The organism is Paenibacillus dendrobii, assembly GCF_009807035.1.
GTDB lineage: Bacteria > Bacillota > Bacilli > Paenibacillales > Paenibacillaceae > Paenibacillus_AQ > Paenibacillus_AQ dendrobii.
Window position 1 is genome coordinate 2,901,343 of record NZ_WUBI01000001.1, and the last position, 20,134, is coordinate 2,921,476.

Below are 20,134 nucleotides of genomic sequence, written 5' to 3' on the forward strand. Positions count from 1 at the left end.
ATTCGACCTTTTTCGAGCCTTAAAAGGCCGCATAAATATGCGGCCTGGTTTCATCATCTCTAGTACTTGGTCCAGTAATCGGTATTCCCTTCCCTGATAACCGGCAGGTCTTGCCGCTTATGCGCTTCCTCATGTGCCGGTTCTTTCCGCTCCCACTTCTCAATGATCACGATGGTCTGCACGTTGGTTTTGTCTTTCCATTCGATGTACTCCAGCCGTTCCAGCTCGCGCAGGGAATGCAGGATGACATCCTTGCGTTTCCCCGTCTTGATCTCCAGCTCATGAATCGTCGGCAGCCTGCGCCGTCCACTCAAAAAGTTGAAAAGAATGCGAAGAATTTTCCGTTCCATATCCGCCAGCATCAGCTGTCACTCCTTACGCAGTTTTGGCCGGCTGCCATGCCAGAATGCGGTCCAGGCGAAAGGTTCGCGGCGCTCCCGTTTGCAGGCATGTTGCCCGCACAAGCCCGCCGCGGATTCCTTTTACCTCGATCTTGCGCTGCGTGATCTTTCCTGCGCGGTCCAGATATACAATTTCCACATGTTGACCGATGTATTTTTCCGGCATGACAGCCCCTCCAATCAGAACTCTTGTTCTTATATTTTAACCGAACACACGTTCTTTTATCAATGGTTTTTTTGAGTACTATCCAAGCATGGCAAAAATACGCAAGGAGCGCCGTGATTCTGAGAGCGCAGGTCAAGGAAGCCGGGTTCAAGAGAGAGGTTACACATCTGGTTAGCTCCCATACAAAAAAGACCTATCGCAGAATGAAATTTTGCGATAGGTCTTAGATATGGATGTGTGTCACTTTATTTTCACGGCTGGACGATCGCCTGTACCCGCCCCACGGTCCCGTCGGTCAGCCTCACTTTAATGCCTCTGGTATGGTTCGGTGAATTGGTCAGCAGCTTTTGGACGATGCCTTGCGTGCGCTTGCCCGTGCGCTGATCTTCTTTCTTGACGACTTCTACGGTCATTCCCGGCTTGATGCTCGCCCGGATCATATGCGATTCCACGATGTTCACGTTCCTCTCTGTCTTACAGCCTGAGTCAAACCGACCTGAAAACGGCTGCCTTTGCCTTTTATCATATCATAAATGCAAATCGTTTTCCGTTCGGGTACAATAAGACAAAACGACATGTGGAGGCTGAACCCATGAATATGGAAGAAGAACCAAAACAACAGGCAATCCCTGCCGAAGATGACCAGGGCAATTTCAGGCTGCTCGATGTCGGGCGCATCCTCTCCATCTCGTCCGAAATCGAAGGTGACGAAGACAGCGCCGCGATTTTCCATTACGACGATGGTAAGACGTACAAATACGTGCACAGCGAAAAAGCCATGAAGCAGTTCGGCGAATGGATTCAAAAAGGGGAAAACAATATCTAATCAGGAAGAAAAGCTGCCTTCGAGCGGCTTTTTTTGCGTTTAACAGAGATTAGGTACGTTTAGGATATGGAGCGCAGAAAAACCGTCAGGATGACTTGCTTATCCGTATCAGTCCTCTGGTTAAAACAACCAACGAGGCCACTAAAAGGATCATTTGAGGCTGAACCAAGATTCCGTTATCCTCCTGCCCTTCCCGCTGTTCCGTTCTTCTCTTTTTTGCCACCTCATCCACCTCGTTTCATAACTTGAATCGCACCACTGCCTCAAGAAAACATAATTCAGCAAGGATATGTAAGCCACGCTTCCCGGAACGACATCATCTGAATGATATCATATGCAAATGACAGATCAGCGATATGGGCAAGCGCAGGCATGAAACAGCACTTCAACTAGAGAATAATATTTCTGTCTGCTTGTCGTTTTTAAAGTAGCTTGCATATCATTTTGAAATTCCCGGGAACCGCTGTAAAACCAAGCAGATCACGGTTGATTCGGAGCATGGGTATATTCATCGAATCGTTATGCGTTCTGAGGGAAGCCGCCCCGGCCGCATGCGCAGACCGTATGCCCAGCAGTTTTAGCGCCAAACCAAGCCGCTGCCCCCGGTATTCCGGCAGGACGCCGGTATAGTGGTGGTACATCGCATCATTTTGCCCGTTCTGCTGCAGCGTCACTACCCCGACGTAACGTTCGCCGTCTTTGGCGATATGTATATATTCAGGCCGCACGCCCGGCAAATCCAGGTTCCATTTTCTCCACTCTTCGAACCAGGGATAATCCTCGTTGAATCCCGGGATATCCTGATGGGTTACACGATACAGCTCATGAAGCTTGCGCTCGTTCTCTTCGCCAGGTTCATCCGCAAGTGTAACGAACTGAATGCCGGACTGCTCGGCTGCATCGATGCACGAGAACAGAGCTTCGTTCGTATACGCGGACAGATCCAGCACGGATTGGAAGGTATGCCGCTCCTTCGTGTAACCCTGCCGCTGCGCAAACCCCAGCGAGTCTTCATCGTCCTCCTTTATGAAACAGACAAGGATAGAAGCCCTGACCTTCTGAGCCCAAAGTCTGACTTCATCGTACAAGGCTCTGCCGGCTCCATGGCCGCGTTCCTCCGGAAGAACGATCAGGGTGAGATTCAAATTTCCCGGTTCATTCCAGGGCGCGCGCCACACGATCGTATATCCAATGACCTCTCCCTGCTCATTCTCCGCCACCCACTTCGGACGGTCCCAACCCATCAGCTCGCCATTCTCGTTATAATGCAGTTGGCCCGGCGGAATGTTGTCCTCCTCGGCCTGCAGCTGCTGAGCGGTTGTGGGCACCGACCAAATGGAGTTGAGCAGCGAGGCGGCTGCCGGATAATCTTCCTTGCGTAACGGGCGAATCGTAAAATTTGACAAGGGGCGTTTCCCTCCATAGAATTACAAATTAACCTTCGGCACCATTATCTCATGCCCTGTCTTCCTTTTCATGGGAAAGTTTGGGTATATAAAAAGAAGCTTTCGCTCTCCCCGGCAGCAAAAAAACCGCCAAGTACATGGATTGCTGTACTTAACGGTTTTTTTCAAATTTCACAGTCATTTGAACCAGCCCTTCTCTTTAAACCGCGTAATGGCTTCCACCCGGTTCGTGACCTGGAGTTTATCGAGAATGACGGAAATATAGTTCCTCACGGTTCCTTGTGTGATATACAATTGACTGGCGATTTCCTTCGTGTTTCTCCCGTCCGCGATCAGTCCGATGACGTCCTTCTCCCGCTGGGTCAGCGGATTCTCCTCTCCAGAGGCATCATCTACCAGCTCGGAAGCATAGATTCGCCTTCCTGCCATGATGCTCCGTATGGAGTCCGCCAATTCCTCACTGGGACTGTCCTTCAGCAAATATCCGTTCGCTCCGGCTTTAATAGCCCGTTCGAAATATCCGAACCGCGCAAAAGTCGTCAAGATCATCACTTTGCAGCCGCTGCCCTTCAGCTCCTCGGCGGCCTCAAGTCCGCTCTTCCCTGGCATCTCAATATCCATAATACAAATATCCGGCTTCAATTGGCGAACCAGCTTCACGGCATCTTCACCGTTGCTGGCTTGGCCCACGACCTGCATATCCTCTTCCAAATTAACCAGCGAGGCAAGCGCACCAAGCACCATCCGCTGGTCTTCAGCGATTACAATTCGAATCACAGGACCACCTCCTTATTCGGGTGTTTCACGATATTCGGCACTTTTATGACAATCTTCGTTCCAGGGTCCTGGTTCGAACCCACCTCCAAGCTGCCGTTTACGAATTCCAGCCGTTCTTTCATTCCGCGCAGTCCGCTGCCTTTGGCTAATAGGGAATCTCCTCCCATACCAATGCCATTATCTATAATTTGAATCGTCAGTTCCGTTGTTGACGTATCGATGATGATCGAGCAGACCGTAGCATTGCTGTGCTTGACGACGTTCGTTACCGCTTCCTTCAAACACATGCTGAGCACATTTTCGACCAGAAGCGATGTGTTGGATAGAATCGGGTCTCCGGTCAGCATGAATTCAACCCCCGCTGCCTTCAGGATCTGTTTGATGCGGAACATCTCATCCTCCAGACGCGTGCCGCGCATTTTCGTCACCATATCCCGCACCTCATTGAGAGCGTTTCTGGCCGTTTGACGCACATCGTTGATCTCGGCCTCCGCCTGGGTCGGGTTCGTCCTCACTAATCTGCCGGCCAAATCACTCTTCAGCCCGATAAGGGAAAGCTTCTGTCCCAGCGTATCATGCAGATCGCGGGCGATTCTCTGACGTTCCTCCAGCTTCACCAGCTCGGAAATCCGTTTGTTGGCGTCCTCCAGCTGTATCTCAAGTTTTCCCCGCTTGTTCCGGTAGTATGTGGTAACGGGCAGCAGAATCACTGCGATAAGACTGATCAGCACAAACGGAATTTGCGTTATCATGACAGGATCTTTTGTCACGTAGCCATAGTTAATCGTCGCGATCGTCGTGACAAGATGAAGGGTATATAGCACCACAAATCCAACCCGATGATGGAGATTACCGATAAAGAACGCGACGAAAAGCGCAAAGTATACATAACCGAACAGCATCGTCATCGCGATCGAGATCAGCATCTGGATGGATGTCCAAAAGTACACCAGCCAACCCTTGGAGACAAAGGACAGCACATAGCATCCAAAAAAGGCCAGAATCATCAGAACGCCAAACACCACATGAACCATTGACGAAGATCGAAAAATGAAATAGAACGGGAGAATATAAAAGACGACCCACACATAGGGGCTGAGCCCCGTGCTCCTGTGGAAAATTTGATACCATTTCTGCAAGGCGGTTCCTCCATGGCATGCTATCGTTTGGTTACGTTTATTTTATCATAATCGGTGACGGGAGGTTATTCCCCTTGTATGCTCGCCCTTGGACTTGGCATGGGTATCGCTTCGTGTTTAGTTTTTTGAATGGAACTTTTGAACTGTTTGAAACTAATAAAAGTCTTGTTCTGCTCATCCCACAGCCGGAATCTCAGTGAAGCCAAGCTCGTAAGCAGCGTAATCGTCGTGGCCTTCTGCAGCGGCGGGGTTGAGTTATGCGCCTTCTCCAGGTTGTAATTAGGAACCTTCGGACTCAGATGATGAACATGATGAAAGCCAATGTTACCTGTTAACCATTGTAACAATTTCGGCAGCTTATAATACGAGCTTCCTTCCACCGCCGCCTTCACATAGCTCCATTCGTCTTCATGTTCGAAATAAGAATCCTCAAACTGATGCTGTACATAGAATAACCAAATTCCGAGCATCCCGGATACGAATATGATAGGAAGCTGAATCATCAGAAATGCCTGCCATCCAACGGCCCAGCAGAGCGCTGCATACAGAATTGCGATCGAAGCATTCATGACATACGTGTTGAGGCGTTCCTTCCGCTTCGCTCCTTTGCGGTTGAAACGGTATGACAGCACAAACACGAAAATCGGTCCAAGACCCAGCATCACCACCGGATTGCGATAGAAACGGTAAGCCATGCGACGCATAAAAGGTGCGGCGGCATATTCGTTCACCGTCATCACCCACATATCACCGATCCCCCGTTTATCCAGGTTGCTGCTCGTCGCATGATGAATGGAATGCGTGTTCTTCCACTGCTGATACGGAACCAGCGTGAGGACACCTGTAATGGTTCCCAAGATTTCGTTCGCCCGCCGGCTCTGAAAAAATGAGTAATGACAGCAGTCGTGGAATATGATGAACGTCCGGATCACGAACCCCGATGCAATGATCAGAATGGGAAGAGTAATCCAATACGATACAGACAAGCTTACATATGCGAAGTACCAGAGTAATAACACAGGCCCAATCGTGGATACGATCTGCCAGATGCTCGACTTCGTATTGCTTTTTTCAAAGGGAGTCATCTCTCTTCTTAAATTCCTTACTTTCGATTCCGTCGTCATTATGTCTTCCTCCCTGAGTGGATGCATGGAAACCGCCACGGTCATATCCATGAACGACTTCTATCCTCAGTATAGGAAACAACTTGCTGCCCGAGTAGTCATGAACATCAGGTAGGGAGTATGACAAATGTCATATAGGCGATTGCGAATCGGTGTTGAATGCTTTTCGTTCGAACTGCTTGCTGTGAAGATCGGTATAAACCCCGTTTTTCAGCAAAAGTTCCTCATGATTTCCTTCTTCAATAATGGATCCATCCTTCACGACCAGAATTTTATCGGCGGCCATGATCGTGGAGAGGCGGTGAGCGATCACGATGCTGGTTTTGTCCTGCAGAAGGAGATGCATCGCTCTCTGAATATAATATTCCGATGCCGTGTCCAGCGATGAAGTCGCCTCATCCATAATAATGATGGACGGGTTCTTCAATAGTACTCTCGCAATGGAAATTCTCTGCTTCTCTCCTCCGGACAGCTTGATTCCACGATTCCCGACCACCGTGTCGTAACCTTCGGGTAGTCCCATGATAAAATCATGAATATACGCCGCTTTGCAAGCTTGGACCATCTCCTCCTCGCTTGCTTCGCTGTCGGCGTACAGCAAATTCTCTCGGATCGTTCCATTAAACAGATAGCTATCCTGGGTGACGAGACCAATCTGTGAGCGCAGCGATTCCAGCGTCATGTCGCGAATATCCGTTCCGCCGATGCGGATGCTTCCGGAATCCAGCTCATAAAGCCGCGGAATCAGGTTGGTGATGGTCGTTTTTCCGGCTCCGCTCGGGCCGACAAGGGCGGTCATCGTGCCTGCGGCCGCGGTGAACGAAATGTCCTCCAGGGCTTGTTTGTCCTTCTGATATGCAAAACATACGTCATCGAAAACGATGTCCTGTTTGGTCAAGTCCACTGCACGGGCATCAGGGTGATTAAGAATCCCGGGCTTCATATCAAAATAATCGAAAATACGTTCAAACAGCGCAACCGATCTTTTAATCTCCACATACAGATTCGTCATCTGGCCAAAAGGACCATAAATCCGGCCCAGCAGCGCCACGAAGCTGATAATCGCTCCGACCGTGATTTCCCCCTGTATAAACAGATAACCTCCGTAGAGATAAATAAGCATCGGCCCCAGGCTCGTAAACGTAGACAAAATCATCATGAACCAGCGGCCGGCCATGGATTCGCGGATCTGGAGCCGCGTCGACTCCCTGTTAATGGTTCTGAAGCTGTCATATTCCTTCTCTTCCCGCGTGAACAGCTTCATCAACAAATAACCGCTGATGCTCAGCGTTTCCTGAATGATATGGTTCTGTTCAGACATCTTCTCCTGCGTCTGCTTGGCCAGCTTCCATCTCACGTTGCCCATTTTTCTTGTCGGTATAATGAACAACGGCACGATCAATATGCCAATGATGGCAAGCTTCCAGTTCATGATGACAAGCGTGGCAACCGTGGTGGTAAGCACAAACAGATTGCTGGCAAAATTAATCACCGTGCTGTTGAAAACGCCCTGAATGCCTGAAATATCGCTCGTCATCCGGGTAATGACTTCCCCCTGCTTGACGGCGGAGAAAAACTGCAGCGGCATCCGCTGCAAATGGGTGTACATCTGATTTTTCATATCGTAAACAATGCTTTGAGAGATAAATGAATTTAAATAGCTCTGCCATACGCCCAGCAGTCCTGCCACGACCGTGGTTCCCAGCGAAATCAGCACCAGCTCCGCCAAAAGTTTCATTTTTTTGTCCGGAAGCGCATGATCGACGATCCGCTGGATCAGAATGGGCGGCAACAGCCCCAATAAAGACGAAACCAACAGTATAAACAGCACAAGCATGGTCTGTTTCCAATACGGCTTGAAATAATTGAAAATACGCAGCAGCATGGCTTTCGAAATATTGGGCTTTTGCTGGCCGTCATCGAATTTCATCCGGCCAAAGCCCGCACCCGGCATGCCTCCCCCATACATTTTGGACATGGGTCATCCCCCTATAATTATGAATTGTTTGGTCATCTATTGACTTGATAATAAGGTACCTGTATGATATTGTCAAGGTACCTGATTTACAGGTGCCTGAGAAATAAGGAGGAAATAACCGATGAACGAGAACGAAAACAACGCAAGCTTAATGGAACAATTCTTTCAGTTTATTATGCTGCTGCGCAGATATCAGTTTCATGTCCGCGGGGATCAGGAGCATTTCGGAGATCCGCATCGGGGACAGGGACGGGTGCTCGCGCTTCTGAAAATAAAGCCGGAAATTACGCAAAAGGAGTTAACCTATTTGCTCAATATGCGAAACCAGTCTCTAGGCGAGCTCCTCACCAAATTGGAGCGGAATGGCTTGATCACAAGAGCCCCGTCGGAACAGGACCGTAGAGTCATGAACGTGAAGCTAACGGAAGCCGGGGCGGAAGCTGCCAATCAGCTTGAACAGCGGCAGCAGGATGAGAATAGGCTCTTCGATTGCTTGAATGAAGATGAGCAAGCCAAACTTAGCGAATATTTGAATCGCTTAATCGGTCAGATGGAGCAGCAGATAGGAGCTGGAGCTTCTTCCGAGCACAATCCAGGGGATATCTGGGGCGGACACGGACGTCACCGGCCGCATTTCGGTCCGAACGGCAAAGGGCCTCACGGATCCCGGTATCAAAGAAAGATGGGCTTTCCGGTCGGTTGGGGACAATACAGAGCTTCGATGGACGAACGTTTCAGTGGACCTCGCTCAGGGCAGGATCACGGGCAGGACTGAGGCTTTTAAGGCACGAAAAAAAGCCTCTCAGGCCAGCTCCTGAGAGGCTTTTCCATGGCGATTACTCCATGAAAATGGCGAACAAGCAATCGAATAACAGGATACGTTGGAGATTTCCATTTTCATCAAACGTTGAGGAAATAGCATAAAAACGATCCGCATCTTTCGCTGCGATGGTATTGTACCCATTGATAAATGTATTCATGTTCGTATCATACACATAGTCTAAATTCATTTCGGACGGGCTTGGAACATAATTCTCACCATAGGCTTTGATGACTTGTTGTTTCAGCATTCCGATCCCAACATCGTGAGTTGTTTTATATTTCCCCTCGGATTCTTCATCCAAAATCATAGCCGCGACGCTGTTGTTTCTATAAAAAATTGAAACCCCAGATTCATATTTAAACTTTCCCATATCCGACTTTTCGCCGGTACCTAATATCTTCTCGGCCTCTTCCCGACTCATTCCATAAACGATCTTCTTGCCGCTATCCATTTGAATAATGCCTAAGTCTTCTTTGGAGATGTTCTCCGTTTTCTTACCGCTGCTGCAACCTGCCAATATGATGAATAGCACGATCGTTACAAGTATCGATTTTTTCATGGATTCCCCACCACTTTACGGGTACCTGTTACGACTAATTCCTCCAATCCAATTGCATGGCCTGCTGCAGCCACATTCATTTGGGTGAAATATAACCTCATGTAACGTTTACCCGCAATTGGCTTATTGAAAGTAATTTCATCCGTAGGATTAGCGGCACCCCCATGTGGTTTGCTAATGGTGTGAATAGTCTCCCAGTTCGCATCACTTTCCTTGCTGTCCGATAACTGCATGACATATTCCGTCCCATAAACAAGGTTGTAATATTTTGCAGAAACGGAGCTGATTTCATATACATCATCGCCCAAATCTACAACAATCCAAGCTGGATTTTGTGCTTGAGTTTCAGGTTGATTCTTCCTTGCTTTCATCAGATTACTGCTCCAACGCGTATTCGTTCCATCTACTGCGTTAGAGCCCGGAAAATCCTTCGTCTCTGTACCCGACACATAAGTTGTATGCTGTAAGGCAAGGTTTTGCGGTTCAGAAGCGGTAACAAAAGTCTTCTTACCATTGACCTGAACTTCTTTGATGCTGATCCCCGTAGCGGCTTTTGCATTAATATTCATTTCTTTATAGTAGATGCGTACATATCTGCCTTCCCCATTCGAACTCACAGGTATCGTGTGCCGTTCATTTTGAACTTCACTAGGCTCCTTAGTTACTTCTGCAACCTTCGTCCACGTACTCTTGTCATCTGAAACTTGTATTTCATATTTTGTTCCACTGGCTTTAGCATGATAATAAATATCTACACTTTCTATTTTATTGTTACCTTCGCCTAAATCAATAACAACCCAGTTAGCTCCAGATATTTGATTGGCTGGATTGAGATCATCCCTCTCTTTCATCTTATTGGCACTCCAACGGGTATTGATATCACCATCTACCATGTTTTCACCTGGCCAAGAACCCGCCATCTCTAAACCTGAAACTTCTACAGGTTGCTTAAGAGCAAGATTTCCTTCTTTGGTTTCCCCCATTGCAGCTTTAACGGTTACTTTGGCAGTAAGAACTATCTGAGCCGGATTTATAATATTGGAAGGAAGCACCAATTCCCCGGTCGCTGTATACTCTCCTTGAGTTAAAGGATCGTAATGACTAGCCGTCCAGTTTACAGGCAGCAGGGCTGTGTTCTGATTGTTAAGTGTCACGGTAACCTGTTCTGGTAGCCCTACCATTTCCCAGGGGGTACCATTATTCACAGTTACATCTTGTATTAACGGTACGCTAAAGATACTCGGATGAACGATTTCCGGTTCTGTTGTAGCAGAAAAGAAAATCTCTGCAATGGCAGGTCTCGTATTCTTAACCCATTCCAAACGCAACTTTTGTACTCCCTGTAAAGCGCTGGTGTCGAATACAGTAGCACTTTTATCAAGTATCCCAAGATGGGTCCAGTTGCCATCCAGGGACTGCGCTTTAACAACAGCGCCAGAAATGCTAGTTGGATCTTGTAAAATGTTAATACGATTTACGTTTACATAATCCGAGAGAATATATTCAACATACCCATCTTCCATATCGATAAGACCAGGAGTAAACATGGTAGATAAATTTCCATCTACCATAGCCTTAAATTGACCCTTCGGATTACCGGAAAAAGCACTAATTTTGTCTGCTTCTTCTACCGTTTTGTTTACTTTCAATTCATGCAGCTTTAAGTAATAGCCACTATTTTTGGAAATAGCTAATTTAATGTATCTGGCACTCATTCCATTGCCATTCCCCTCAACATATCGATACGGAGGGTCTAAACGACTGTTACCTCCCCCATCAGTGACAGTGGCAATTGTCGTCCAGTCCGTTTTATTTGCTGATATAGAAAGACTTCCATTATAGACTTGTGGATTTCCATCAGCGGTTAGAAGAGTTACATCATATACTCTTGTTAATGCACCAAGGTCTACAAGGATATATTGTCCTATTGCTTGAGCCTCATTGGTCCAGGCAAAAGTGTCTTCCTTTCCATCAAACAGATTTTCCCAATTTCCTTCCTTTAGAGCGTTCTTTAAGTTGGTTTCAATAACCTTGGGATTCATGGCTACACTGACTAAGGAAACCGATAAACGAGCAAAATCAAAGGTTATGGGCTGATCGCCGCTATTATATATCCTTACATAGCGCAGGGCCGTGTTCCCGGATAAAGTAGCGGTATCTTTCCACTCGGCTTTATTCAAAGAATATTCCAGTTTCAATCCATTAGGTAACGCAGGATTTACGGAAATAGCGTTAACTCCCGCAATCTCTGGCAAACGAATTCCCACATATCCTTTAGCAGGCAGGGTAATTTGAGGCGATGCCGCAGTAAGCGTATAATCCGTACCGTCTACTGTAACCGCGCTGCCTCTTAATCCATCTATATTCGTATACACGCCAAAAGGGGAAGCGATTTCATTAATCTTAAATTCACGGACGAAGGTCCAGTAATCCGGTTTGCCCGAGGTTCCAGTCTCAACAAGTCGAACCCGAATATACCGAGCCTTCATGTTAAGTTCCTTCATTACGATGCTTCGTGAATCCACAAGCGGTACTAATGTATTCCAATTTACACCATCAGCGGAGTATTCTAGTGTAGCCTTGTGGAAATAATCGTGGTCCGTATCATTCTTTCCTTGTGAAACCGAGATACTATTGACGGATATAGCCCTTCCAAGATCTACTCCGAAATAGTCATCTTTTTGCTGTACAATTTGGAAACTGGCATACGTGCTTAAGTTGCCATCAAACATTTTGGCTGTATTACTGGAGTCCCTTACTTGTGCGCCACCGATTACCCCATAAAAAGAAGGGATAAACTCCGTGCTGTCAGGATTAAGCAGGGGAGTCAGTTTATTGGTTACAACGGGAATTAACCCTGCAGCAAAAGGCTGCAGCCTTTTCGTACCCGCTTTAGCACGTGTCTCATTAGGAAAGGTCGTATAACTATCCCAAGTTGAAAGAGCTCTGCTAGCAGCCGATAGACTTCGCCAAGCATTGTCCACATCGTTCTGTTCCAGTGCTATAACGGCTTGGAGGGCTTCCTTAGCAGCAGTCGCAACATCCTTTAAAGATCTAAGCCACGGGTCCAGCTCCTCAATCAGGACCTGGTTAGTGCAATTCGCCCGAAAATCTTCAACAGCGAATAGGATGTTATCAAATTCCCTTAATAACCCCAAGGCTTGTTCATCCTGCGCGATAGGCTTACCGGAAGCTGCATAGGCTAACACTTTTTCTAAGCTGTCTTTCATATACTCACTCTCCGGAAAGCCCGGCACGCGAGTAGAATTAGGAGCGTTAGCCACATTCCTTCCTATCGTTAGATAAGACTCATAGACCTCTGGTTGGAGATATTTAAAGCTGTCTTCCCAAAGCGTTACGGCATAATCGCTATAGTTTTGGTTATTCCAAAACAAACTAGCCAGCTGGAATAGCCCTACTTTATTCGTTTCTGTAAATTGAGACGGGTTAGATACCGCACCACCAAGTCCAACAACACCATTACGAACATAGTGGCTAATCTCTCCCAGGTAAATGCCTGATTTGGCATGCTCATTGACCGGATAGTTAATCCAAAACATAGGTTTCAGGCCTGTTCGGTTTATCAGATAGTCAATGCTGCTTTGGGTAATCGGACTATTCACGTCCTGTCCCGTCCAGTAAATCATAATCCGTTTATCTAGTTTGCTTAAAGCCGCCAGTTCATTCCCATTCCCTGACCAGCTAACGTTATATCCCTGTGGGCAATAAACCATGGGTTCTAAACCTGCTTTTTTATCTACATAATCTGTCATGAGGCGATTCAGCAGCGCTACAACATCTTCGTTACTGCCAGATCCAAAGTCATCGTTTAGAACATCAATACGCCGAACGCCGGCATTATAGAGTTGATCAAACTTTTTCGTTAATAGATTATAACGTTCCTCGTACTGAGCTGGATGTGTCGCGATCGTTATTCCTTTAAAAAAGGACTCTAAATGTACAGACCAAACAAATTTAACCTTTGTTTCTTTCCCTATTTCTACAAGTTCTTTGATCTGGTTTATTTGAACCGCAGGGTATAGTTCTGCCCATTTGGATCTATGGTATTCATCCCCTTTTGCGGCATAGACATAACTATTCATTTTTACATCCCGGGAGCTGCGCATTAAGCTGGCACGCCCTTCATGTTCCCAAGCGCCATAAAACCCTTCTACAATGCCACGGTACTTCATTTCAGCCCAATCTTCGATATGAACGGGCAGAAAATACTGTCCTGCGAATGAGGAAAACATCATCTGCAGCGTGGCAATACCATAGAAAGCGCTATCTGTGTCTTTCCCTAAAATCGTAATAACACCTTGCCGGGCATCTAACATATAGGAGTCCGTTTTATTAAACAACCCAGGAGTATTATTCATTGTAATAGCACTCTTGACGTAATGATCAACCATGCCGCCTGAGCCTGATATTCCTACTAAAATATTCGTTTTATTAGGATCAATCTGGTTACTTTCCGTATAGGTGAGGTGATATTTAACCAGAATCTCTTTTAGAAAGTCTTTGGTATACGTATCAATACGATTTGCTCCACCTTCAAAGACCAGATTCACTCCACTACCGACAGTAAAACGCTCTCCCTCTGGATAGTTAATCGAATGTGGCACAGGATACATTTCATACTTATTTGGATCGTCAGAAAAACCTTGTTTTAACGTTGTCGGAATACGATCATCTGTTGGTGGCACAAATGCATTTACTGGCGTAACGGTTGCAAGTAAAGACGTTACATATAGCATTACACTTAATACCGCTAAATTTAGCTTATTTAGCCTGCTCTTGGAATGAATCTTTTTCCCCACACCAATACCTCCCATTTTTTATTGTTGCATGTCGATTTTGATTCCACGTCAAAGCAGACTCTCTATCTGGTATTTACCTCCAAATGAAAGCGCTTTAAAATCTATTCAAAAAAAATAACCTCACATTCACAGATCATCGATCACCCCTTCAACATAAGTTTAAAAACTAGTCCCTTTATCTCTTAATGGTGGGTAAACGAATCATAACATAGGTCAATTTGGGAGAATAGGTTGAAAATTCATACAACCTTTTCTGCTATCCTTACCTCAATTTTATTAGATCAAAACAAAAAGACGCCTTAGAGATTTGATCTCTAAGGCGTCTTGCTTTCTTTTGCAGGATGTGGTCACACGGCGTAATTAGAAGAGGAAACCCTTGCTGTGCAAGGGCTATGCCCCTTTATTACATCATGCCGCCCATACCGCCCATGCCGCCCATATCAGGCATAGCTGGCTTTTCTGGTTCTGGCTTATCAGCGATAACCGCTTCCGTAGTCAGGAACATAGCCGCTACGGAAGCTGCGTTTTGCAGAGCAGAACGCGTTACTTTCGCAGGGTCAACGATCCCAGCTTCGAACATGTTTACCCACTCGTCAGTCGCAGCGTTGTAGCCTACGCCAACTTCTTCTTTTTTCAGGCGTTCCACGATGACGGAACCTTCTTGGCCAGCATTCGCTGCGATTGTGCGGATTGGCTCTTCCAGAGCGCGCAGAACGATGTTCACGCCTGTTTTTTCGTCGCCAGTCACGTCTACGGCAGCAACTGCTTTGTATACGTTCACGAGGGCAGTACCACCACCGGATACGATACCTTCTTCAACCGCAGCACGGGTTGCGTTCAGGGCGTCTTCGATGCGCAGTTTGCGCTCTTTCAATTCGGTTTCGGTTGCAGCGCCGACTTTGATCACTGCTACGCCACCAGCCAATTTAGCCAGACGCTCTTGCAGTTTTTCTTTGTCGAACTCGGAAGTCGTTTCTTCCAGTTGCGCACGGATTTGGTTCACGCGAGCTGTAATATCGGATTTGTCGCCGCTTCCGTCTACAACCGTTGTGTTTTCTTTGGTTACGCGCACTTGACGTGCATTACCCAATTGATCGATGGTTGCGCTCTTCAGGTCCAGACCGAGCTTCTCCGTGATCACTTGGCCGCCAGTCAGGGCAGCGATATCTTGCAGCATAGCTTCACGACGGTCGCCGAAGCCAGGAGCTTTGACGGCAACAGCGTTGAAGGTTCCGCGCAATTTGTTTACAACCAGCATAGCTTGAGCTTCGCCTTCGATATCTTCAGCGATGATCACAAGCGGTCTGCCTTGTTGCACGATTTTTTCGAGCAATGGCAGAATTTCTTGAGTTGTGGAGATTTTCTTGTCCGTGATCAGGATGTATGGATTGTCCAGAACGGCTTCCATTTTGTCCGTATCGGTAATCATGTAAGGAGATACATAACCGCGGTCGAACTGCATGCCTTCCACGACTTCCATCTCCGTATTGAATCCGCGGGATTCTTCGACTGTGATGACACCGTCGTTGCCCACTTTTTCCATGGCTTCAGCGATCAATTGACCAACTTCTTCGTCAGCAGCGGAGATTGCGGCTACTTGAGCGATTTTTTGGTTGTCATTCACCGCGATCGCGATGTTTTTCAGTTCAGTTACAGCTGCTCTAACCGCTTTGTCGATCCCTTTGCGGATAACCATAGGGTTAGCGCCTGCCGTTACGTTTTTCAGACCTTCGCGGATCATGGCTTGAGCCAGAACCGTTGCAGTCGTCGTACCGTCACCGGCAACGTCGTTGGTTTTGGTAGCTACTTCTTTAACCAGCTGAGCGCCCATGTTTTCAAAAGCGTCTTCCAGTTCGATTTCTTTTGCGATCGTCACGCCGTCATTGGTAATGAGCGGGCTTCCGAATTTTTTCTCCAGAACGACGTTGCGGCCTTTAGGTCCAAGCGTCACTTTTACAGCGTTAGCCAAAGCGTCTACACCACGCAGCATGGAGCGGCGTGCGTCTTCACTGAAACGGATATCTTTTGCCATGTTGATAAAAACCTCCCATAAAATAGTGTTGGTATGTTCCTATGTTCAGGCCATTAGCCTACGATTGCGTGAATGTCGCTTTCTTTCATAATCAGATATTCTTTACCTTCATACTTGATCTCTGTTCCGGCATATTTGGAGAACAAAACGCGGTCGCCTTCTTTGACTTCCAAAGGAACGCGAGCTCCGTCTTTTACAGCTCCGCCGCCAACAGCGATAATTTTACCTTCTTGCGGCTTTTCTTTCGCAGAGTCCGGAAGGACAATCCCGAATGAAGTCGTTTCCTCTTGTTCGATTGGTTCTACCAATACGCGGTCACCTAAAGGTTTGATCATGAAAAATAGCCTCCTTGTTAATATGTTGTGTTCCTGTAACGGCGTTGTTGTCGTTATGTATTAGCACTCGACAACCTCTAGTGCTAACAACCACTTTTATGATACTCAACTTGGGCACAGATTTCAAGTCCTCTTGACGCATTTTTCAAAGAAACACACACTTTTTCATCCGTTGGATTCATAGCTTGTCCTCTCTCCAAGAGCGCCTTTACCCATACTCCATCATTCTATCCACCGCATTTTAAAATATGCCACGGACACGGAACAAAATTTAGAAGAAAACCTCTCTTAAGAAAAACGTCTTTCGTCGTATATACTCGGGAGACACCCCCCCCTCAGAAGGAAGTTTGTCTTGCGAGATCAGGATGTTACGCCTCAAAAGTAATCCCTAAAAAAGCAAAAAGAGCCTGCTTCCCGTAACGAGAAGAATGCTCTTCATGGACTGAATGTTGCTCATCGTATAAGTAAGGTTGCTATTCCATATTGGCAGGAAATTTATATTTCTCTTCTGCAGCCTCATCGGCAGCCAGCTGTTTCCGGTACACAACCGAGGATAAGTACACACTAAACTCATACAGCAGCAGCAGCGGAATCGTCACCAGGAAATCGGAAATGAAATCCGGCGGCGTGATGACCACCGCGATGAACACAAGCGCAAAATAGGATAATTTCCGCATTTTCCGCAATCTGCGCGGATTCAGTATTCTCAGTTTGGTCAGGAACATGACGACGAGCGGCAGTTCAAACAGCAGCGCAATCGGTACGACCAGCGTAAACATAAAGTTGAAGTACTGCGAAATGCCGTAGGTTTCTGTCAGCCCCATATTCCTCGTGATCGTCGTCGTAAAACCCAGAGCCATCGGGAATACCACATAATATCCGAATGCGATGCCGATCAAAAATAAAATAAATACATATGGAACGTAGCGCAGCGCCGCTTTGCGTTCGATCTCGCGGAGTCCGGGACTTACGAACGCCCAGAGCTGGTACGCCGTAAATGGTATGGTTAATACCAGAGCCACGACCATCGCTATTTTCATATACATGCCGATGCCGTCCCAGAATGCGAATGCATGCAGCTGGAAGTCTTTCGCCGAGTCCACACTAATCAGATACTTATATATGGGATTCCCGCAAATGAGACCGATAATCAAGCCAAGCAAAAGAACGACCAGAATAAAAATAATGCGTCTGCGCAGTTCTCCAAGGTGATCGACGATCGACATTTCTTCCTGTTTATCAGACATGCTGTCACCATCCTATCTCTTCTGCCCTGCGGGCAAAACAAAATCCCTCCCCACACGGAAGGGATTCCAAAGTCTTCTCTGAAAAACGTCCATCGACGTATTATCACAGGAGATAGACTACGTTTGAGGTTGCTGTTAACTATTCCGGAAGACGTTTATTGTCAGCAACGCTCTGCGAGGCTACCGGAGCTGCCGTCTGTGCTTCTACCGGAGCTGCAGCCAGCGGTTTCGCCGGTTCGCTCTTGCGGGAAGCATCATCATCTTCACCAATAATCTCGCGGGCTCCATCCTTGAATTCGCGGAAGGTACGTCCTACAGCACGTCCGAGCTCAGGAAGCTTGTTCGGTCCGAATAACAGCAGTGCCAAAATCACCAGCAAAATAATTCCTGGTACACCAATACCGCTCAGCATATAAAATTCTCCTCTCTGTACTTTACTCATTAAACCAAAGGCTTGTCTGCTCTTGGATTTATTGAGGAAAGAGAATCAAAGTTGTTGTTGGAAGACATGACGACTCTCATTTTAGACAAAGTTTTGCCACAAAGACATCATACCATAACTCAAATCACAACAATATCAAATAAGTGTGACAATTTTAGAAAATCAGCGGAATTTTCTGGTTATTGGCGGAATTGTCCTGTGACCATCAGAAGCGCCTCCGGAAGCTGGTCCATAATGGCTGCCAGGTTCTCATGCACGCCCTTGGGCGTTCCCGGCAAATTGACGATCAACGTACGTCCGCGGATGCCGCAAATACCTCTGAACAGCATCGCTCCCCGATTCTTCTGCATCACCGTCGCTCTCATCGCTTCTGCCATGCCGGGCACTTCACGCTCAATGACACGCCTTGTTGCCTCCGGGGTCACATCTCTGATCGCCAGTTCCGTTCCGCCTGTGGTCAGCACCAAATCCGCCTGAAAATAATCCGTGAGTTCAATGAGTGATGCGATAATATCATCCTGTTCGTCGGGCACAATCCGGTACTCTACAATCTCCCCGCCGAGTTCCTCCTCCACCAGCTCCCGGATGACCTGGGCGCTTGTATCTTCACGCTCACCCCTTGATCCTTTATCGCTTGCCGTCAAGATCGCTGTTTTCCACACCATATGATCACCCCTCCTCCTACGCATCTTTGATTAAAAGACTTCTATGACTCGCGCTGATAATCGCCGCTTTTCCCGCCGGTCTTGGACTTCAGCATCGTCGGTCCGATGATCATGTCCTTCTGCAGCGCTTTGCACATATCATAGACGGTCAAGGCTGCCGCGGAAACGGCCGTCAAAGCCTCCATCTCCACCCCAGTCTTGCCGGTTGTTTTCACCGTTCCTTCTATATAAAGCTCATCATTTCCGTTATCCGCAAACTGGATATCAATTCCGGTTAGCGGCAGCGGATGACACATCGGAATCCAATCGGATGTTTTTTTCGCAGCCATAACGCCAGCAACCGAAGCCACGGCGAGGACATCGCCTTTACCTATTATCCCTTCCTTAATACGGGAGAGCGTTTCCGGAGCCATCTTCACCATCGTGTGCGCAACCGCCGTCCGTGATGTGACCTCCTTGTCTGAAACATCGACCATTTTGGCTCTGCCCTGTTCGTTAAAATGTGTCAGTTCCATTTTTCTGCCTCCTTGTTCATTTCGTACACATCCTGCTCCGTAATCAGAAACTGAAGACGTGCATCAGTCTGTTCCATCGGAACCTGCTCAATGACCTGAGCATCAAAACCAATGCCGACCCACACCGGGAGCTTAGCCATCTTGTCTCTACGCCAGAAGCGTTCATACAGCCGGTCGTAATAACCGCCGCCGTATCCCAGCCTCCCCCCCTGTCTGTCAAAAGCAAGACCAGGCATAAAAACGGCCTCAGGCAAAAAGTTATCCGCCATTGCCGGGGATTGCTGCGGTTCCGGCTCCAATATACCGTATGTTCCTACGTTCAGCTCGTCCCATTGCTTCAATCGATGAAGCGTCATTGAGCAATCCTCCCGCCGGCAGCGGGGCACATAGACTTCTATCCCTGCCTGCCATGCCTCTTCAATAAGCGGTTTGGTATCCAGCTCATTGCGGAAAGGCACATAGATCAGCATGCTGCGTACACTCTCCCTGTTCAACCACATGGCGGCATGTCTGCACGCACTGTCGGATGAGTCCCTGTGCAGCTCCGCGGAAATACGGCTGCGAACCTGTGACATGCGGGTGCGAAGCTGAGCCTTTATTTCGTGTATGGTGCTATTTTCGCCGTTCATTGCGTAAAAACAGCTGCCTTCCCTCAAAAAGATAAACTTTCATATTTTCGAAAAATTCTTTTCATTTTCATTATGGAGCCATATCTAGCGTATTCCCAACATTTATAACTACATATGGCGCTTATCCAGCCGCTTCACGAACCTATACGGCATTCGCCGATTCAGTTTGCTTTTAGTTTACCACTGTTGTTCCATTTTCGCCAAGATTGTCTGAAGTCCTGCCCTCCAAGTCGCGAATTCTTCATATTTC

The 20,134-nt window shown here is 47.3% G+C and carries 19 protein-coding genes; 2 read left to right on the plus strand and 17 right to left on the minus strand.

All coding sequences use genetic code 11. The annotated features are described in order from the left end of the window. Positions 1-59 precede the first annotated feature (59 nt). From GRF59_RS12740 to GRF59_RS12750, 3 genes are all read right to left on the minus strand, one after another. On the minus strand, positions 60-350 hold the full coding sequence (locus GRF59_RS12740) for a hypothetical protein (protein ID WP_237391734.1): 291 nt from the start codon (positions 348-350) through the stop codon (positions 60-62). A 25-nt stretch (positions 351-375) separates the two neighbouring features. Continuing rightward, positions 376-567, minus strand: coding sequence for a hypothetical protein (locus GRF59_RS12745; RefSeq protein WP_160497898.1), 192 nt, complete (start codon positions 565-567; stop codon positions 376-378). A 251-nt stretch (positions 568-818) separates the two neighbouring features. Then, positions 819-1,019 (minus strand): YwbE family protein, encoded by a 201-nt coding sequence (locus GRF59_RS12750; RefSeq protein ID WP_423802938.1) that lies wholly within the window; start codon positions 1,017-1,019, stop codon positions 819-821. A 140-nt stretch (positions 1,020-1,159) separates the two neighbouring features. Here GRF59_RS12750 and GRF59_RS12755 point away from each other — a divergent pair, with 140 nt between their 5' ends. Beyond that, on the plus strand, positions 1,160-1,393 hold the full coding sequence (locus GRF59_RS12755) for a hypothetical protein (protein WP_160497899.1): 234 nt from the start codon (positions 1,160-1,162) through the stop codon (positions 1,391-1,393). Between the two features lie 422 nt (positions 1,394-1,815). On the opposite strand, the gene GRF59_RS12760 is transcribed toward GRF59_RS12755, so the two are convergent. The 5 genes from GRF59_RS12760 to GRF59_RS12780 form a co-directional block, all read right to left on the minus strand. After that, positions 1,816-2,799, minus strand: a complete 984-nt coding sequence (locus GRF59_RS12760; protein WP_160497900.1) for a GNAT family N-acetyltransferase — start codon at positions 2,797-2,799, stop codon at positions 1,816-1,818. Between the two features lie 177 nt (positions 2,800-2,976). After that, a complete protein-coding gene (locus tag GRF59_RS12765) occupies positions 2,977-3,576 on the minus strand; it encodes a response regulator (protein WP_160497901.1) in 600 nt (199 codons plus the stop codon). Continuing rightward, positions 3,573-4,715, minus strand: coding sequence for a sensor histidine kinase (locus tag GRF59_RS12770; RefSeq protein WP_160497902.1), 1,143 nt, complete (start codon positions 4,713-4,715; stop codon positions 3,573-3,575). The genes GRF59_RS12765 and GRF59_RS12770 overlap by 4 nt, the downstream gene beginning before the upstream one ends. A 65-nt stretch (positions 4,716-4,780) precedes the next feature. Beyond that, positions 4,781-5,839, minus strand: coding sequence for a Delta(5) desaturase DesA (desA, locus tag GRF59_RS12775; RefSeq protein ID WP_160497903.1), 1,059 nt, complete (start codon positions 5,837-5,839; stop codon positions 4,781-4,783). Positions 5,840-5,969: 130 nt separating this feature from the next. Continuing rightward, on the minus strand, positions 5,970-7,817 hold the full coding sequence (locus tag GRF59_RS12780) for an ABC transporter ATP-binding protein (RefSeq protein ID WP_237391735.1): 1,848 nt from the start codon (positions 7,815-7,817) through the stop codon (positions 5,970-5,972). A gap of 121 nt (positions 7,818-7,938) precedes the next feature. Here GRF59_RS12780 and GRF59_RS12785 point away from each other — a divergent pair, with 121 nt between their 5' ends. Beyond that, entirely contained in the window at positions 7,939-8,592 is a 654-nt protein-coding gene (locus GRF59_RS12785; RefSeq protein ID WP_160497904.1) for a MarR family winged helix-turn-helix transcriptional regulator, read from the plus strand. A 61-nt stretch (positions 8,593-8,653) separates the two neighbouring features. Here the strand turns inward: GRF59_RS12785 and GRF59_RS12790 are convergent, their stop codons facing one another. The 9 genes from GRF59_RS12790 to GRF59_RS12830 all read right to left on the minus strand — a co-directional run bounded on the left by GRF59_RS12790 (position 8,654) and on the right by GRF59_RS12830 (position 19,884). Beyond that, positions 8,654-9,157 carry a hypothetical protein gene (locus tag GRF59_RS12790; protein ID WP_237391736.1) on the minus strand — a complete coding sequence of 168 codons (504 nt, stop codon included), beginning with the start codon at positions 9,155-9,157 and terminating at the stop codon, positions 8,654-8,656. A gap of 38 nt (positions 9,158-9,195) precedes the next feature. Next, a complete protein-coding gene (locus tag GRF59_RS12795) occupies positions 9,196-14,019 on the minus strand; it encodes a beta-N-acetylglucosaminidase domain-containing protein (RefSeq protein ID WP_160497906.1) in 4,824 nt (1,607 codons plus the stop codon). Between the two features lie 403 nt (positions 14,020-14,422). After that, on the minus strand, positions 14,423-16,051 hold the full coding sequence (groL, locus tag GRF59_RS12800; RefSeq protein WP_160497907.1) for a chaperonin GroEL: 1,629 nt from the start codon (positions 16,049-16,051) through the stop codon (positions 14,423-14,425). Positions 16,052-16,104: 53 nt separating this feature from the next. Continuing rightward, positions 16,105-16,386, minus strand: a complete 282-nt coding sequence (gene groES / locus GRF59_RS12805; RefSeq protein ID WP_160497908.1) for a co-chaperone GroES — start codon at positions 16,384-16,386, stop codon at positions 16,105-16,107. Between the two features lie 473 nt (positions 16,387-16,859). Then, positions 16,860-17,633, minus strand: coding sequence for a twin-arginine translocase subunit TatC (gene tatC, locus GRF59_RS12810; protein WP_160497909.1), 774 nt, complete (start codon positions 17,631-17,633; stop codon positions 16,860-16,862). Positions 17,634-17,772: 139 nt separating this feature from the next. Next, a complete protein-coding gene (locus GRF59_RS12815; protein ID WP_160498266.1) occupies positions 17,773-18,042 on the minus strand; it encodes a twin-arginine translocase TatA/TatE family subunit in 270 nt (89 codons plus the stop codon). 212 nt (positions 18,043-18,254) lie between these two features. Continuing rightward, positions 18,255-18,740, minus strand: coding sequence for a MogA/MoaB family molybdenum cofactor biosynthesis protein (locus tag GRF59_RS12820; RefSeq protein WP_136603735.1), 486 nt, complete (start codon positions 18,738-18,740; stop codon positions 18,255-18,257). A 41-nt stretch (positions 18,741-18,781) separates the two neighbouring features. Further along, entirely contained in the window at positions 18,782-19,255 is a 474-nt protein-coding gene (gene moaC / locus GRF59_RS12825) for a cyclic pyranopterin monophosphate synthase MoaC (RefSeq protein WP_160497910.1), read from the minus strand. Further along, positions 19,246-19,884: a 5-formyltetrahydrofolate cyclo-ligase gene (locus GRF59_RS12830; RefSeq protein ID WP_160497911.1), complete on the minus strand. Its 639-nt coding sequence runs from the start codon at positions 19,882-19,884 to the stop codon at positions 19,246-19,248. Before GRF59_RS12830 ends, moaC begins: the two co-directional genes overlap by 10 nt. Positions 19,885-20,134: the final 250 nt, after the last annotated feature.